Annotated in this window: 11 protein-coding genes; 6 read left to right on the top strand and 5 right to left on the bottom strand. The window is 61.7% G+C overall.

Features of this window, described 5'->3' with window-relative positions; all coding sequences use genetic code 11:
- Positions 1 to 299: 299 nt before the first annotated feature.
- Positions 300 to 536 carry a hypothetical protein gene (locus tag BWR59_RS31965; protein ID WP_143490819.1) on the top strand — a complete coding sequence of 79 codons (237 nt, stop codon included), beginning with the start codon at positions 300 to 302 and terminating at the stop codon, positions 534 to 536.
- On the opposite strand, the gene mnmC is transcribed toward BWR59_RS31965, so the two are convergent.
- Positions 491 to 2,467 carry a bifunctional tRNA (5-methylaminomethyl-2-thiouridine)(34)-methyltransferase MnmD/FAD-dependent 5-carboxymethylaminomethyl-2-thiouridine(34) oxidoreductase MnmC gene (mnmC, locus tag BWR59_RS12920; RefSeq protein ID WP_081566010.1) on the bottom strand — a complete coding sequence of 659 codons (1,977 nt, stop codon included), beginning with the start codon at positions 2,465 to 2,467 and terminating at the stop codon, positions 491 to 493. The two genes, BWR59_RS31965 and mnmC, sit on opposite strands and share 46 nt — an antisense overlap.
- Positions 2,468 to 2,621: 154 nt before the next feature.
- Here mnmC and pap point away from each other — a divergent pair, with 154 nt between their 5' ends.
- Together pap and BWR59_RS12930 are read left to right on the top strand one after the other, a co-directional pair.
- Entirely contained in the window at positions 2,622 to 4,124 is a 1,503-nt protein-coding gene (pap, locus tag BWR59_RS12925) for a polyphosphate:AMP phosphotransferase (RefSeq protein ID WP_081566011.1), read from the top strand.
- Complete coding sequence (locus BWR59_RS12930; RefSeq protein ID WP_081566012.1) at positions 4,105 to 4,293, top strand: twitching motility protein PilT; 189 nt, start codon at positions 4,105 to 4,107, stop codon at positions 4,291 to 4,293. Before pap ends, BWR59_RS12930 begins: the two co-directional genes overlap by 20 nt.
- A 10-nt stretch (positions 4,294 to 4,303) precedes the next feature.
- Here BWR59_RS12930 and BWR59_RS12935 read toward each other — a convergent pair whose 3' ends face one another.
- Genes BWR59_RS12935 through BWR59_RS12945 form a run of 3 tightly spaced genes read right to left on the bottom strand, consistent with a single transcriptional unit; the run spans position 4,304 to position 9,217 of the window.
- Positions 4,304 to 5,647: an HlyD family type I secretion periplasmic adaptor subunit gene (locus tag BWR59_RS12935; protein ID WP_081566013.1), complete on the bottom strand. Its 1,344-nt coding sequence runs from the start codon at positions 5,645 to 5,647 to the stop codon at positions 4,304 to 4,306.
- 12 nt (positions 5,648 to 5,659) lie between these two features.
- Entirely contained in the window at positions 5,660 to 7,822 is a 2,163-nt protein-coding gene (locus BWR59_RS12940; RefSeq protein ID WP_081566042.1) for a type I secretion system permease/ATPase, read from the bottom strand.
- A gap of 39 nt (positions 7,823 to 7,861) precedes the next feature.
- Complete coding sequence (locus BWR59_RS12945; protein ID WP_081566014.1) at positions 7,862 to 9,217, bottom strand: TolC family outer membrane protein; 1,356 nt, start codon at positions 9,215 to 9,217, stop codon at positions 7,862 to 7,864.
- A gap of 422 nt (positions 9,218 to 9,639) precedes the next feature.
- Between BWR59_RS12945 and BWR59_RS33110 the strand changes: the two genes are divergently transcribed.
- The 3 genes from BWR59_RS33110 to BWR59_RS12950 are packed head-to-tail and all read left to right on the top strand — an operon-like array spanning position 9,640 to position 15,351.
- Positions 9,640 to 10,746, top strand: coding sequence for a retention module-containing protein (locus tag BWR59_RS33110; protein ID WP_343286983.1), 1,107 nt, complete (start codon positions 9,640 to 9,642; stop codon positions 10,744 to 10,746).
- On the top strand, positions 10,734 to 11,621 hold the full coding sequence (locus tag BWR59_RS33115) for a hypothetical protein (RefSeq protein WP_343286984.1): 888 nt from the start codon (positions 10,734 to 10,736) through the stop codon (positions 11,619 to 11,621). Before BWR59_RS33110 ends, BWR59_RS33115 begins: the two co-directional genes overlap by 13 nt.
- A gap of 10 nt (positions 11,622 to 11,631) precedes the next feature.
- The gene (locus BWR59_RS12950) at positions 11,632 to 15,351 is read left to right on the top strand and encodes a type I secretion C-terminal target domain-containing protein (RefSeq protein ID WP_343286985.1); all 3,720 of its coding nucleotides are present in this window, start codon (positions 11,632 to 11,634) and stop codon (positions 15,349 to 15,351) included.
- Between the two features lie 906 nt (positions 15,352 to 16,257).
- Here the strand turns inward: BWR59_RS12950 and BWR59_RS32620 are convergent.
- On the bottom strand, positions 16,258 to 16,516 hold a 259-nt coding region (locus BWR59_RS32620; RefSeq protein ID WP_218191192.1), incomplete at its 5' end, for a hypothetical protein.

A 16,516-nucleotide genomic window follows, 5' to 3' on the forward strand; every position in this document is an offset into this window, starting at 1 on the left:
GCGGCAGATCGCTGCCATCGTGACCTCCGGCGTCTCCCACGGGTTTCGCGGCGTGCGAGCAGTATTCCTGCAACTCCCGGCGTACGGGCACTATTCGTACAGGTTCGAGAGAGGTATGCGGATTAGCCGAACGACGCCGAACCTGTGGGAGCTTCTGGAGCTGTGCGACAGTGGCGAAGCGGTGGTGCAGACGTTGATGTATGGCCTGCCCACTGCGTTCGCTGCCGTCGTGACCTCCGGCGTCTCCCACAGGTTTTGCAGTATTCCTGCAACTCCCGGCGTCTTCCACGAGAGAGGGTATGCAGATTATCCGAACGACGCCGAACCTGTGGGAGCTTCTGGAGCTGTGCGACAGTGGCGAAGCGGTGGTGCAGGCGTTGATGTATGGCCTGCCCACTGCGTTCGCTGCCGTCGTGACCGCCGGCATCTCCCACAGGTTTCGCGGCGTGCGCAAAAGTGGCGGCAATGATCAATCTGTAGCTGATGGGTGTCACTTGCCTCGAATCAAGCCGCGCAGTACAAACCGGTTCGGATGACAGGCCTCGGCCACGCTGCGGGGCAGAGGCAGCGGCTCGTTATCCAGCCATGCGGCGATCAGCTCGCCGGACAAGGGCGCCGTGATCAACCCGCGCGAACCATGCCCGCTGTTGACGTACAAGCCGTCGAGCCAGGGGCAGGCGGTCTGCGGGACTTGTCGGGCATCTTTGCGCAGTGCCGCATAGGCCTCAAGAAACGCTTCCTTGTTTGCCAGCGGCCCGACGATGGGCAGGTAATCCGGGCTGGTGCAACGAAAAGCCGCGCGGCCCTCAAGCTGCTCGGCAGGCAGCGCATTGACCCCCAGGCGCTGGGTCAAATCTTCGGAGATTTCCCGCAGCAACTCGAGATTACCCAGATGCTCGGCCGTGGTCGGTGTCAGGTCGTCGCTCTTGAAGTCGAAGCTGGCACCCAGCGTGTGTTCGCCCAGACGCCCCGGCGCCACATAACCTTCTGCGCAGACAACGGTGTTCAACGACCGACTCGAGGGGGTTTCTGTCAGGCGAGTGATCTGCCCGCGAATACGCTTGAGTGGCAAGTCTGCACTGGCCGCAAAGCGCTTGACCTCCGCTGCACCCGCCAGCACCACCACCGGCGCCGAGTCCAGCAGTCGCTCGCCATCCCACGCCTGCCAGTGTTCACCTTCACGTCGTAGCTCGACCACATCGTTATGGGGCAACAGGCGAATGTTCGGCTGCCCAGCCTGATAACGGCACAGGGCAGGGGGATGCACCCAGCCACCTTCGGGGTAAAACAGACCGCCGCTGCTCAAGGCGATACCCGCCCGCGCTTCAGCTTCAGGACGCTCCAGCACATGCAGCAGATCAGAGGAAAACGCTTCGGTCAATTGCGCCTGACGTTCACGTTCCTTTTCGTCGAAGGCCAGTTGCAGCACGCCGCAATCGCCCCAGTCGACGCCACGCTGCAGGCGTTCCAGCAGGCGACGGGTGTGGCCGAAACCGCTGAGGATCAATTGCGAAAGCGCTGTGCCATGGGCTGACAGTTTCAGGTACAGCACGCCTTGAGGATTGCCCGACGCTTCCTGCGCCAGATCGGCATGACGCTCCAGCAGACTGACCTGCCAACCCCGCGCCGCAAGGCTGGCGGCAGTCGCGCAACCGGCAAGACCGGCGCCGATCACCAGTGCCTTGCGCTCTTCGAGCTCCAGTACAGGACGCGCAAACCAGGGTTTCGCAGGGGCAGGAGTGGGCACATCTTCCGGCCAGCCGATAAACGCGCCCTTGAGCACTTCCCATTTATGCCCGATGCCCGGCACGCGCTTCATCTTGAAACCCGCCGCGTTCATCGCGCGACGCACCCAGCCGGTGCTGGTGAAGGTGCCGATGGTGGAGCCCGGCGCGGCCAGACGCGCCAGCTCGGCGAACAGTTCAGGGGTCCACATTTCCGGGTTTTTCGAGGGCGCGAAACCGTCAAGAAACCATGCGTCGATCTGCCCGTCCAGTTGCGGCAACATCTCCAGCACATCGCCGATCAGCAGCGTCAGCGTCACCCTCCCACCATCGAACACCAGCCGCTGGAACCCCTCATGAATGGCGACGTACTGGTCGAGCAACGGGTCGGCGAACACCTTCAACTCTGGCCACAGGGCCAAGGCTCGCTCAAGGTCGACGCGGTTGAGGGGGTATTTCTCGACGCTGACAAATTGCAGGCGTGCCCCGGGCGTGGCGCAGGCTTCGAACAGTTGCCAGGCGCAGAGAAAATTCAGCCCGGTGCCAAAGCCGGTTTCGCCAATCACCAGGCGCCCGTCCACGGGGAGCGCAGTGAAGCGCGCCTGTAGGTCGTTCTGGGTCAGGAACACATGACGGGTTTCGGCCAGCCCCGATTCGTTGGAAAAGTAGACGTCGGCGAACGCCCGGGAGATCGGGTTACCGTTTTCGTCCCAGTCGAGCTGGGCGTGCTGGATAGTGGTCATGGTCGAACTTTGGCGGGAGCAAGGCGCGCATCTTAACCCAGCGCCAGGGCCAGGTTGCAGCAGGCGAATTGACCCATGGCCGGGATTCGCGGTCATAGCCCTCACTGACTCATCAGATCCGCTAGTCTTGAGCGATCAGGAACAGGAGCCGTACATGTTCGAATCCGCTGAAATCGGCCACACCATCGACGACGAAACCTACGACGCTGAAGTCCCCGCCCTGCGCGAAGCCTTGCTCGATGCTCAGTTCGAGCTGCATGAACAGGCCAAGCGTCCGATCATCATCCTCATCAACGGGATCGAAGGCGCCGGCAAGGGCGAGACTGTCAAGCTGCTGAACGAATGGATGGACCCGCGCTTCATCGAAGTACGCACCTTCGATCAGCAGACCGACGAAGAGCTGGCCCACCCACCCGTCTGGCGTTACTGGCGCCAGTTGCCGCCCAAAGGCCGGATTGGCGTGTTTTTCGGCAACTGGTACAGCCAGATGATTCAGGGGCGGGTACACAAACAGTACAAGGACCCGGTGCTGGATCAGGCCATCAACGCTGCCGAACGCCTGGAAAAAATGCTCGTCGACGAAGGCGCGGTGATCTTCAAGTTCTGGTTTCACCTGTCCAAGAAGCAGATGAAGCTGCGCCTCAAGACCCTCAAGGATGACCCCCTGCACAGTTGGCGCATCAGCCCGCTGGACTGGCAGCAATCGAAGACCTACGACAAATTCGTGCGTTTCGGCGAGCGCGTGCTGCGTCGCACCAGCCGCGACTACGCGCCTTGGCATGTGATCGAGGGTCTGGACCCCAACTACCGCAGCCTGACGGTTGGCCGTCTGCTGCTGGAAGGTCTGCAAAACGCCCTCAAGACCCCCGAGGGCAGCACCAATCTGGTCAACCTCGGGCCGTTGCCGAGCAACACCGATGAGCTGAGTCTGCTGGACAATCTGGACATGACCCTGGCGCTGGACAAGGACGATTACGAAGAACAACTGATTACCGAACAGGCGCGACTGTCCGGCCTGATGCGCGACAAACGTATGCGTCGTCACGCGCTGGTGGCAGTGTTCGAAGGCAACGACGCGGCAGGCAAGGGCGGGGCGATCAAGCGGGTCGCGGGCGCCCTCGACCCTCGGCAATACCACATCGTGCCAATTGCCGCGCCCAGCGAAGATGAACGTGCGCAGCCTTATCTGTGGCGCTTCTGGCGGCAGATCCCGGCGCGGGGCAAATTCACAGTATTCGACCGTTCATGGTATGGCCGGGTGCTGGTCGAGCGGGTCGAAGGCTTCTGTTCCGAGGCCGACTGGCTGCGGGCTTACACCGAGATCAACGACTTCGAGGAGCAGCTCACCGACGCCGGCATCGTGGTGGTGAAGTTCTGGCTGGCGATTGACGACAAAACCCAGCTGGAGCGTTTCAAATCCCGGGAAAAGATCCCCTTCAAACGCCACAAGATCACCGACGACGACTGGCGCAATCGCAAGAAATGGCCGCAATACCGCGAAGCCGTGGGCGACATGGTCGACCGCACCAGCACCGAAATCGCCCCGTGGACCCTGGTCGAAGCCAACGACAAACGCTGGGCGCGGGTAAAGGTGCTGCGCACGATCAATGATGCCTTGCAGGCGGCGTTCGAGAAAGATGACAAGAAGAAACGATAAGTCCTCGTCAGCCGACTATCAGGATGCGGTCGCGGTTGAGAGCCTTGCGCTTATCCACAAGGATCCGTTTGATCGAATCCTGGTCTCGCAGGCCACGATTGAGGGCTTCACCCTGCTCACTGCCGATGTATTGGTGGCACAGTACGGCGGCCCGGTGCGGATGGTTTGATCTGAGAAAATCACCGCTCCCGCAGCGCCTCGGTCCGGGCTTTGAGGACCGGCTTCAACAGGTAATCCATCACGCTCTTTTCGCCGGTGATGATGTCCACCGTCGCGACCATCCCCGGAATGATCAGCAGCGGTTTGGCGTCGCTGCCCAAGTGGTTTTTGTCGGTGCGCACCTGGATCAGGTAGAAGGTGTTGCCCTTGTCGTCGGTGGTGGTGTCGGCGCCGATCAGTTCCAGTTTCGCCGGCAGGCCGCCGTAGATGGTGTAGTCATAGGCGCTGAATTTCACCATGGCTTTCTGGCCGGGGTGCAGGAAGGCGACGTCCTGTGGCCGCACTTTGGCTTCGATCAGCAGGTTGTCTTCCAGCGGCACGATTTCCACCATGTCGCTGCCGGGCTGAACCACACCGCCGATGGTGTTGACCTTGAGCGTCTTGACGATGCCTTTTACCGGCGACGTCACCGTGGTGCGGGTCACGCGGTCATCGATGGCGATGCTGGTGGCACTGGCCTTGGCCAGGTCCGAGCGCTTGTCGTTCAGGTCTTTCGCCGCATCGGAACGGAAGCTGTCGAGGGATTCCTGAATCTTGCTCTTGATCTCGTTGATGGCCGCTTCCGCGCGAGGAATCGCCAGTGATGTGGCGTCCATCTGGCCACGCGCTTCGGAGGCCTTGCCTTTGAGCCGGATGATCTCCACAGGCGACACGGCCCCGCTGTTGACCAGTGGCGCCGACATGCTCAGCTCCTGCTGAATGAAGCCGAGCTGGTTGCGGTACTGATCCTGCTTGGAGCGAAACTCGGCCACTTCCTGGGTTTTCTGCCGCAGCTGTTCCTGCAGGGTGCGCTGTTCGCTGGCCAGACGCCGTTGCCGCGAGTCGTAGAGCGACTGTTCATCGGCCGCCGACTGCGGCGCCTTGCTCAGCACTTCTGCGGACGGCTTGAAGGGACGACCTTCGGATTCGGCCGACAGGCGATCCACTTGCGCCATCAGCGTGTATTTGTCGACTTCGCTCTCGCCCTTGTTCGACAGGAACCGCGTGTCGTCCAGGCGCAGCAGGGTGTCGCCCTTGTTCACGATCTGCCCTTCACGGACGAAAATCTCGGTGACGATGCCGCCTTCCAGATTCTGGATCACCTGGACCTTGCTCGACGGAATCGCCTTGCCTTCGCCCATGGTGACTTCCTGCAGCACCGCGAACTTGGCCCAGACCAGTGCGCTGATGATCAGCGCAGCAGCGATCCAGACCGTGATCCGCGAACCTCGTGATGAGTCCTGCGCAACCACGCCGGCGACTTCCGGCATGAACTCGGTATCGACCTGGCGACCAGGGTGAAAATAGCTGTGAGCGGATGACATAGGGAACGCTCCTTAAACCGTGGCCGGGCCGACACGGCCCTTGCGCAGTGCTTCGACGACCAGCTCTTTGGGACCGTCGGCGACCACCTTGCCGTTGTCCAGCACCACCAGCCGGTCCACCAGACTCAGCATCGACATGCGGTGAGTGACCAGCAGCAGGGTCTTGCCCTGCATCAGATCGAACAGCTTCTGGCGCAGGATGTCTTCGCTGCCGTTGTCCATGTGGCTGGTGGGTTCGTCGAGCAGCATGATCGGCGGATCGAGCAACAGCGCGCGGGCCAGTAGTACCGCCTGACGTTGACCACCGGAAAGCAGTTGTCCGCGTTCGCCGACCGGGCGATCGAAGCCCAGCGGATGGTTTCGCGCCAGGTCTGTTACACCGGTCAATTCGGCGACTTCCAGCATCCGCGCGTCGGTGACGTAGCGAGCGCCGAGGGTGAGGTTGTCGCGCAGGCTGCCCGCCAACAACGGCAGGTCATGGGCGACATAACCCACTTGCTGGCGCAGATCGGCGACATCCACCTGGCGCAGGTCCAGGCCGTCCAGCAACAACTGGCCTTCGTCCGGTGCGTAGAAACCCATCATCATCCGCGCCAGCGTGCTTTTGCCCGAACCGCTGCGGCCGATGATGCCGATGCGCTCGCCGGGGCGAACGACGATGCTGACGTCGTTCAAGGCTGCCGGAGTGCCCGGCCCGCCATACGCAAAACTGGCCTTGACCACTTCCACTGCGCCCTTGAGCTGGGTGTGCTGGAGCGGGTGTTTGCCGGGCTCGCGTTCCTGCGGCAGGGCCATCAGCGCGTCAGTGCTGCGCATGGTGACCTGCGCCTGTTGATAACGTGTGATCAGCCCGGCGATCTGTCCCAGCGGCGCGAGTACCCGGCTGCCGAGCATGTAACTGGCGACCAGAGCACCGACGCTGAGGTTGCCGGCAATGATGATGTAGACGCCCGCGATGATGGTCGCCATTCCCGAAAACTGCTGAATGAACAGTGTGCCGTTGCTGGCCAGTGCCGACAGATCACGCGCGTGGCTGTCCAGGCGGGTAAGAGCGCCGTGAGTGTGTTCCCACTTGTGCTGGCGTTCGCTTTCGGCGCCGCAGGCTTTGAGGGTTTCCAGGCCTCCGAGGGTTTCCACCAGCAGGGCTTGGCGCTCGGCACCCAGCGCGAGGCTGCGTTCGACCGTGTCGCGCAGACGCATCTGGATGATCCACGCAAACAGGATGGTGGTCGGGAATGCCACCAGCGGAATCACCACCAGCCAGCCGCCGAGCAGGCCGATCACCGCCAGCATCAGCACGGCGAAGGGCAGGTCAATGATGCTGGTCAGGGTGACGGCGGTGAGGAATTCCCGCAGCCCCTGAAAGTCATGAATGCTCTGGGCGAAACCGCCGATGCTTGCCGGGCGGGCCTTCATGGCCATGCCGGTGATGCGCTCGAACAGCGTCGCCGAGAGGATGACGTCGGTCTTCTTGCCGGCCTGATCCAGCAGGCGCGCGCGCACCAGACGCAGGGTCAGCTCAAACGCCGTACCGATCAACAGACCGATCGCCAATACCCACAAAGTCGACGTCGCCTGGTTGGGCACGACGCGGTCGTAGGTCTGCATGACGAACAGCGGCACCATCAACCCCAACAGGTTGATCATCAGGCTGGCGAGAATCGCGTCGCTGTACAGCCAACGCGACAGCTTGAGGGTGTCGCGGAACCAGGCATTGACCCGCGGCACCAGCGGCGCTCGCAGGTTTTCCAGTTCATGGCGGGGGCGGGCGAACAGCGCCTGGCCAGTGTAGAGCGTTGCCAGCTCTTCACGGGTCACGCGTTGTTCGCCGCCGTCTGCTTCGCTTGGCAGGATCAGCGCCCGACCGTCTTCTTCCCATCGTCGAAGGACCGCGCAGCGATTGCCCTTGAGCAGCAGTAATACGGGCAGGTTCAGACCGTCGATGGCGTCCAGGCTGCGGCGCAGAACGCGCGCCTGCAGACCGGCGCGAGCGGCGGCGCGTGGCAGAAGATCGACGCTCAAGGACTGTTGCGCCAGCGGCAGACCGGCGCTGAGGCTGGTCCGGCTGGCGCTGCAATCGTGGAGCCGGCAGAGGATGAGCAAGCCATCCAGCAGCGGATCGTCGAAGTTCGAACGAGGGTCAAACGGTTGTGCTGATTCTATTGACGGCGGCATGCTGGTCACAGACTTCTCCCGCGCTAAGTGCGCTGCTTGCTACTTCAGCTCTGGCAACCGGGCTTCGCTTTTGACATCTGTCAGAGCGACCGCTGCGGCCGGCAATACAACGCGCTCTTTGCGCAACAGCTCGCCTTCAGTGGCCAGCACCCGGTACATCGAGAACTCTTCGGTGTAGCGCAGCTCGGTGTAGCGACGGGCGGCGTTGTAGAGCTCGTTTTCGCTGTCCAGCAGGTCGAGCAGGGTGCGTTGGCCTAGGCCGAACTGATCCTGATACGCGGCGCGAACCTTGGTCGTGGTTTCGGCATATTCGCGGGCGATCGGGGTCTGCACGCGGGCGTTGTTCATGGCGTTCCAGGCCAGGGACAGGTTCTCGTTGAGCATGCGCAACGCGTTGTTGCGGATGTCCATCGCCTGACCGGTCTTGTACGAGTCCGAGTTCAGACGCGCCTTGTCGCGGTTGCCGTTGAACAGGTTGTAGTTCATCACCACGGCGGCACGCCATTCGTTGTCGTGTCCTTCCTCACCCTGCAGATTGTCGTTCGCGCCGACCGCCAGTTCGCCATCGAAGCGCGGGTAGAACGGGGATTTCGCGACTTCATACTGCTTCTCGGCGGCATTGACGTCCGCCTGCGCCGATTTCAGATAGGGGTTGTTGACCAGCATGCTCTGGCGCGCCTCGCTCAGGCTTTTTGGCACCTCACCCTTGATTGTGGTCGGGGCTTCGAGCTGGTCGGGCATCTTGCCCACGGCACTGAAGAAGTTGGCTTCGGCGTCGGCCAGATCCACTTGCGCGGTGTAGAAGTTGTTCTCGGCCAGCGCGCGGCGAGCCTTGGACTGATCACTGTCGGCGTTGCTGCCGATACCGCGACTGCTGCGCAAACCGATCTGGTCGTTGATGCGCAGGTGCGCCTGCAGGTTGTTCTTGGCCAGGTCCAGCAACTCACGGCGCTTGAGCACTTCCAGGTATACCTCGGTTGCCCGCAGTGCGAGGCTTTCGGAGGTGCCGCGCAGGTAGTACGCCCGGGAGTCGACCACCGCCTGGGTACGCCCGACTTCGTTCTTGGTATTGAACCCGTCGAACAGCATCTGCCGCAGGCGCAATTCCGACTGGGTGTAGTTCAGGGTTTCTTCGTTGTGATTGCCAAAGGCTCGGGTGGTGGGGCTGTCAGTGTGTTCGCGGCCGTAGGCGGCCACCAGATCCACGGTCGGGAGATAGCCTCCCTTGGCGACTTTCACGTCTTCGTCTGCGGACAATCGGTTATTCACGTTGGCGTGAATCTCCGGGTGATTGTCGATGGTGTTCTGAATCGCCTGATTCAGTGACATGGCTTGCGCTTGGGCGCAGGCGACCGCCAACACAACTGCACTGTAGAGCGGGGTCAAATCGCGCATGGAAACTACTCCCTGGATTGTTGTCGTGCTACTAACGCCAAAAAACCGTCAGATCTTGCTGTTAAAACCGTATCAGGTTTGTAACATCAGAGCTAAGAACAACTTTGGGAAAACGTCAGACGTTTTTCTCATAAGCCTTATTCCAAAAAAAACTTATGCCATTTCCGGGTTTCAGGCGATGGTTCATCTCAGGAATTGCCTGTATTCAACGTATTACAAGCATCGTACGGTTGCGGTGGGAGTTTCAACGGAAATTTGACGGCGTTCGATCAAGCGGTTTTTCGAGAAAAAAACCTGAAAAAATTCAGCGACATAAAATTGTCGTCTGATACTGGCTTCAAGCCATTTCTGTGCGCCGATCGAACAGTTCTTGTTGGATTCGTAACATTTTCTGATCCGGTATTAGCAGCAAGGGAGTGGATATGGCCAGGTTGATCGGTACTGTGCAGAAGGTAGTGGGGGATGTTTTTGCGGTGGCCAGCAATGGCACCAAGCGTCTGGTGATCGAAGGCGACAAGGTGTATGCCGGCGAGCAACTGCAGACCGGACCCACCGGAGCGGTGGCGGTGCACCTGGCCAAGGGCGGTGAGCTGACCCTGGGACGCGACAGCAGCATGCCGTTGACCCCGGAAATCCTCGCCAATCACGCGACCCACATAGACACTCCCGATGCCGCGCCGAGCCAGGCCCAGCTGACGGATGTGCAGCAAGTGCAACAGGCGATCGCCGCCGGTGCCGACCCCAGCCAGATCACCGATCCGCCCGCCGCAGGCAACGCCAATCCCGGAGGTTCGCCCACAGCGCTGGGAGGCGGACACTCTTTCGTACTGCTGACCGAGACCGCTGGCGTGGTAAACCCGGTGATCGGCTTTCCGACAGCCGGTCTGACGAGCACCTTTATCGTTCCGGATGGCGAAGTCTTCGGCGACCCGAACCAGAGCAACGCGACCTTGCCACCTTTGGTAACGCCACCGGTCCTGACTCCACCAGATCAACCACCGCCAGATCAACCACCGCCAGATCAGCCGCCACCGGATCAGCCTCCGCCAGACCAACCACCACCACCGCCACCTCCGCCCGTGGACAACGGCGTGACCCTCGGCTCCAGTGAAGTCACGCTGAACGAAGCCAATCTGGCGGGTGGCAGCACACCCGACCCTGATGCGCTGAACCAGAATGGCGCCATCAAGGTCAGTGCGCCCGATGGCTTGCAGACCCTTACCATTGGTGGCATCGACGTGGTCGTCAACGGTGTGGCAATCACTTCGCCGCAGTCGATCACCTTGCCTTCGGGCAATACCCTGACCATCCTCGGCTACAACCCGACGATAGGGGAGGTCACTTATAGCTACACGCTCAACGGTTCGGAAACCCATAACCAGGGCGACGGCACGATCAACAACGAGCAGATCGCGGTGCATGCCGTAGACNAGGGGAGGTCACTTATAGCTACACGCTCAACGGTTCGGAAACCCATAACCAGGGCGACGGCACGATCAACAACGAGCAGATCGCGGTGCATGCCGTAGACAGCGATGGCGACGTGGCGGATGGCAACATCAATGTCCACGTGACCGACGACGTTCCGCAAGCCAACCCCGATATCGGCTATGTAAAAGAAGGTGGCGAAACCAGCGGCAATATCCTCGGCAACGATGTTGCGGGTGCTGACGGCCCTGGCGCCGGCGGGCTTATCATTGGCGTGCGCGCCGGCAGCGACACCTCGACCCCGGTTTCCGGTGGCGTGGGCACTGTCATTCAAGGCCTCTACGGCACGCTGATCGTCGACGCCAGCGGCAACGCTTCTTACGTCGCCAACCCAAACAACGGCGGGCATGGTGATGCGCAGGATGTGTTCACCTACACCATTCGCGATGCCGACGGCGACACCAGCACCACGACAGTCACGGTCGCCAACCCAAACAACGGCGGGCATGGTGATGCGCAGGATGTGTTCACCTACACCATTCGCGATGCCGACGGCGACACCAGCACCACGACAGTCACTGTCAATGTTTTCCACAACGATGGCGTGATCATCGGTGGCAGCGATTGCACGGTCAGCGAAGCCAATCTTGCTGACGGCAGTCATCCCGATGCCGGCGCACTGACCCAGACCGGCACCGTAAAAATCACTGCCCCTGACGGTTTGCAAACCCTGACCGTAGGCGGCATCAACGTCATCGAAAATGGCGTGCTGATGACCGCGCCGCAATCGACCACCTTGCCATTGGGCAGCACCTTCACGGTTATTTCGTACAACCCGACGACAGGGGAGGTCACTTATAGCTACACGCTCAACGGTTCGGAAACCCATAACCAGGGCGACGGCACGATCAACAACGAGCAGATCGCGGTGCATGCCGTAGACAGTCGCCAACCCAAACAACGGCGGGCATGGTGATGCGCAGGATGTGTTCACCTACACCATTCGCGATGCCGACGGCGACACCAGCACCACGACAGTCACGGTCAATGTTTTCCACAACGATGGCGTCACCATCGGCGGGGGCGACTGCACGGTCGATGAGGCCAACCTGCCAGGCGGCTCGCATCCGAATCACGACGCGCTGACCCAGACCGGTACTATCAATATCGGCGCACCGGACGGTCTGAAAACCCTGACCGTGGGCGGGATCAACGTCATCGAGAACGGGGTGCAGAGCACCTCGTCACAAACCACCACCTTGCCTTCGGGCAGCACGCTGACCATCCTCCATTACGACCCTGCGACCGGTGTCGTCACGTACACCTACACGCTCAATACGCCGGAAACCCACAATCAGGGCGACGGCACCTCGCTCAATGATCAGATTTCCGTGCATGCCGTGGACAACGACGGCGATGTGGCCGATGGCAGTGTGGTGGTCAAGGTTCTCGACGACACGCCTCAGGCGCACTGCGATATCGGCAACGTTGCGGCGGGCGGGGATGTCAGCGGTAATCTGCTGCTCAACGACTCTGCGGGTGCCGATGGTGCAGGCCCCAACGGTTTGATCGTTGGCGTGCGTGCAGGAGGCGATACCACGACGCCAGCCAGTGGCGGACTGAACACCGTCATCGCCGGGCTGTTCGGCACCTTGATCGTCGATGCTCAGGGCAATGCGACCTATCACAGCAACCCGGCGCTGGTCGGACCGAACGGCGAGCAGGACGTGTTTACCTACACCATCCGCGATGCCGACGGCGATAGCAGCACCACCACCGTCACCGTCAACGTCGCACCACCATGCCCGCCGGTTGCCTGCAACGACCACGACGTGACCGTGCAGGAAAGCGCGCTCGATACCCACAAGGACGGTCAGGACCTGGCGCCGGGCAAAGTCACCGGCAGCAACCCGGGCTCGACCGCCGAAACCGGAACCGGCACCCTGGCCGACTCGGCCCATGGCGGCTATGGCGCGCTGACTTTCAGCCTTGATGGCGCACACAACGGTACGGCCCAGGGGCAATACGGCGTGCTGCACCTGAACGCGGACGGCAGCTACACCTATACGTTGACCACGCCGCCGCACAGCCAGCCAGCGGCCAACGACGGGCCGAACATCACCCACGACACCTTCAATTACACGGTCACCGATTCGCTGGGGCATTCGTCCACCGCGCAAATCGTCATCACCATCGTCGACGACCAGCCGAAGGCCGCCTGCATCGACAAGACCGTGACCAGCGAGGGCGTCGACACCAACCTGATGCTGATCGTCGACAACTCGGCGAGCATGAACGAGCCATCAGGCGTCAACGGCCTGACCCGACTGGGGCTGGAGAAGCAGGCGATCATCGAGCTGCTGAACAAATACGAAGCGTTGGGCGACGTGAAAGTGCAGTTGGTGACCTTCAACAGCCAGGCGCACATCGGCAGCAACGAATGGGTGGATGTCGCCACCGCCAAAGCGATGGTCAACGCGCTGACCGCTGGCAACGGCACCAACTACGACGCGGCGCTGGCGGCGGCGCAGCAGGCGTTCGTCGAGAAGGGCGCGATTGCCGGTGCGCAAAACCTGGCCTACTTCTTCTCCGACGGCAATCCCACCACATCGCCGCAGCATTCCGATCCGGGCCATGTGCCCAATCCGGCACGGGGCGATGGCATCGACGCGACCGAAGAACATGCCTGGACGACCTTTCTCGACAGCCATCACATCAACGCATTCGCCATCGGCGTCGGCACCGATGTCAGCAGCACTTACCTGAATCCGGTCGCCTACAACGGCGCCACCGGCACCAACACCGACGCGAAGATCGTCACCGATCTTGGTCAGTTGAACGTGGTGCTCAGCGGGACGGTGCAGGGCGGGGTGCATGGCAGTCTGCTGGAAGGCGGCACCTTCGGCGCGGATCAGGGCTTCATCAAGTCGGTGACGGTCGATGGCACCACGTACACCTTCGACCCGAGGGCGTTCAGTCATCAGGGCAATGTCACCACCAGTGGCGGCGAGAACCACGGCAGCTTCAATGGCCAAAGCAACACCCTCACCGTAACCGGCGAGCACGGCACATTGGTGATCAACATGGGCACCGGCGAATACAGCTATACGCCGGCGGCCGGCGTCACTCAGCCGGTGACCGAGAATATTCACTACGTGCTCAGCGACTACGACGGCGATCTGGCGTCGGCCAACCTGAGCGTGCATGTGGTTCCGCCTCCGGTCTACGAAGCGCCGACAGCGGTGGTCGACAACGTCATCACCAACCTCGGCGGTTCGAGCATCGTGATTCCCGGCGCGGCACTGGCTGCCAATGACGTCTCGGGCAATGGCGGTTCACTGACCGCATCGCCGACCACGTTCAACACCGGCTGGACCGCCAAGGGCGCCGACTTCACGGCTGGTTCGCTGAAAACCATTCAGTTCGCCGGTGCGCAGAACAAGGACAGCAATCACCTGAAGAACCTGGACCGCAGCGACTTCTTCAACAACACAGCCACCACGGCACTGTTGGTGATCAGCGGCTATCTGGGCGCGGTCAACGCGGCGCCCTCCAACGCGCAGGATCTGTACAGCGTGCACCTGAAGGTGGGGGAAACCGTCACGGTCGATCACAACCTGACCAACGACGTGCTGGGCATGGCCTGGAAGTTCGAAGATGGCGTCTATCACGGCATTGCCGACGGCGGCACCTTTACCGCGACCGAGGACGGCACCTATCGTCTGATCGTGGTCAACCAGGCCGATCCGGGCGTAAAAGGGCATTACGAACTGAACCTGTCCATCGACTACGCAGCGGTCAACACCACTCCGGATGTCCACAGCAGCTACACCGTCACCGATCCTCACGGCGGCAGCAGCACCGCAGCGGTGAACATTGCGCATCAGGACGGCCATACCCTGTTGGGCACCACCGGCGATGACGTACTGGTGGGCGCGGCGGACAGCCACTTGCATGGCGGCGACGGCAACGACGTGCTGGTCGCAGGGCCGGGCAACAACGAGCTGTTCGGTGACAATGGCAACGACATGCTCTTCAGCGGGCCGGGCAATGACCTGCTCGATGGTGGCGCGGGCAACAACACCGCCAATTACTCGCTGGCGACCGCAGGCGTTACCGTGAGCACCGCCGAGCTGGGCCCGCAGCATACAGGTGGGGCGGGGACCGACACGCTGGTCAACATCGACAACCTGATCGGCTCCAACTTCAACGACCACCTCACTGGCGATCAGGGCAACAACATTCTCAATGGCGGGCTGGGCAATGATGTCCTGAACGGCGGCGCGGGTGACGACATCCTGATCGGTGGGCCGGGCAATAACACGCTCACGGGCGGGCCGGGGAGTGACACCTTCCAGTGGCAGGCCGGCAATACCGGGCACGACACCGTGACCGACTTCAACTTCGGCCTCGACAAGCTCGACCTGTCGCAGTTGTTGCAGGGTGAGCATGCGGACGCCAACTCGCTGGAGAATTTCTTGCACTTCAGCGTCAGCGGCAACGGCGCGTCATTGGTGTCGACCATTGATGTGAGCAGTGTGGCGGGCGGTGCGACGACTCAGACCATCGACCTGGCCGGGGTCAACCTTGCCCAGCATTACGGCGTCTCGCCTGGAGCGGGCGGTGTGGTGGCGGGTGGGCCGGACACGGCGTCGATCATCAACGGGATGCTTGGGGATCATTCGCTGAAGGTTGATACGGTTTGAGTGGAAGGCTTGCGGTGTGCCTGGAACACCGCACCAGTTTTAGTCCGCGGAGCGGTTTTACGCGCAGGGGTGCTGGCTCGGTTTGGCGGTGATTTGGTGTGTATATCCATTATCGGTGGTGGCGCGAAAATTGGTTCCGCCCTTACGGCGGGTCACTTTTTTCAAGAGCCAAAAAAGCAACCAAAAAGGCCCTGCTCCTGGTTTGGCCCTCGTTCCTCGGGTGCCCTCACTCCGGCGACGCTCCGTGCGCCCGCCGCCAACCGCCATCCATGGCGGGGGCGGCTCTCGCGGCATCCATGCCGCTCGGCCCACTCCACGCCACCTGCGTTCAGCCTGCACCCAAGTCGCGATGTGTGTCGTCTGAACTGACGTGCGCTTAGAAGCAGATCAAGATCAAGATCAACAGCGAACACGGCTGTCCGTCCTGACGCAATTCCTGTGGGAGACGCCGGAGGTCACGACGGCAGCGATGGCGGTGGGTCAGTTGCAGATGAGCCATCTGACCCACCGCTTCGCGGCTGTCGCACAACTTCAGCGTCTCCCACAGGGTTCGGTGTACCGCTGGAAATCTGGATACGCCAACCTAATAGCGGCGCGGCTGCTAGGGCTCTGGCTAACGCCAGACCTGTTTCGCCTTCGGCGAGTTACTTGAAAAGACACCAAGTAACCAAGTGTCCCTGCTCCTGGTTGGGTTCCTCCTTCGTCGGAATTCCCTCACTCCGGCGACGCTCCGTGGGCCCGCCGCCAACCGCCATCCATGGCGGGGGGCGGCTCTCGCGGCATCCATGCCGCTCGGCCCACTCCACGTCACCTGCGTTCAGCCTGCACCCAAGTCGCGATGTGTGGNCCGCCATCCATGGCGGGGGGCGGCTCTCGCGGCATCCATGCCGCTCGGCCCACTCCACGTCACCTGCGTTCAGCCTGCACCCAAGTCGCGATGTGTGGCGTCTGAACTGACGTGCGCTTAGAAGCAAGATCAAGATCAACAGCGAACACATAGAAGCAAGTCAAGATCAACAGCGAACACAGCTGTCCGTCCTGACGCAATTCCTGTGGGAGACGCCGGAGGTCACGACGGTACGGGCCGCGATTCGGACGATGGCGATGGGTCAGTTGCAGATGAGCCATCTGACCCACCGCTTCGCTGCTGTCGCACAGCTCCAGC

The organism is Pseudomonas sp. Bc-h (genome assembly GCF_002080045.1).
GTDB lineage: Bacteria > Pseudomonadota > Gammaproteobacteria > Pseudomonadales > Pseudomonadaceae > Aquipseudomonas.

Coding starts and splice junctions, on each gene's coding strand:
- BWR59_RS12935 (WP_081566013.1), bottom strand. CDS start 5,647: ATGTCATCCGCTCACAGCTATTTTCACCCTGGTCGCCAGGTCGATACC.
- BWR59_RS31965 (WP_143490819.1), top strand. CDS start 300: ATGCAGATTATCCGAACGACGCCGAACCTGTGGGAGCTTCTGGAGCTG.
- BWR59_RS12930 (WP_081566012.1), top strand. CDS start 4,105: ATGACAAGAAGAAACGATAAGTCCTCGTCAGCCGACTATCAGGATGCG.
- BWR59_RS12945 (WP_081566014.1), bottom strand. CDS start 9,217: ATGCGCGATTTGACCCCGCTCTACAGTGCAGTTGTGTTGGCGGTCGCC.
- pap (WP_081566011.1), top strand. CDS start 2,622: ATGTTCGAATCCGCTGAAATCGGCCACACCATCGACGACGAAACCTAC.
- BWR59_RS12940 (WP_081566042.1), bottom strand. CDS start 7,822: ATGCCGCCGTCAATAGAATCAGCACAACCGTTTGACCCTCGTTCGAAC.
- mnmC (WP_081566010.1), bottom strand. CDS start 2,467: ATGACCACTATCCAGCACGCCCAGCTCGACTGGGACGAAAACGGTAAC.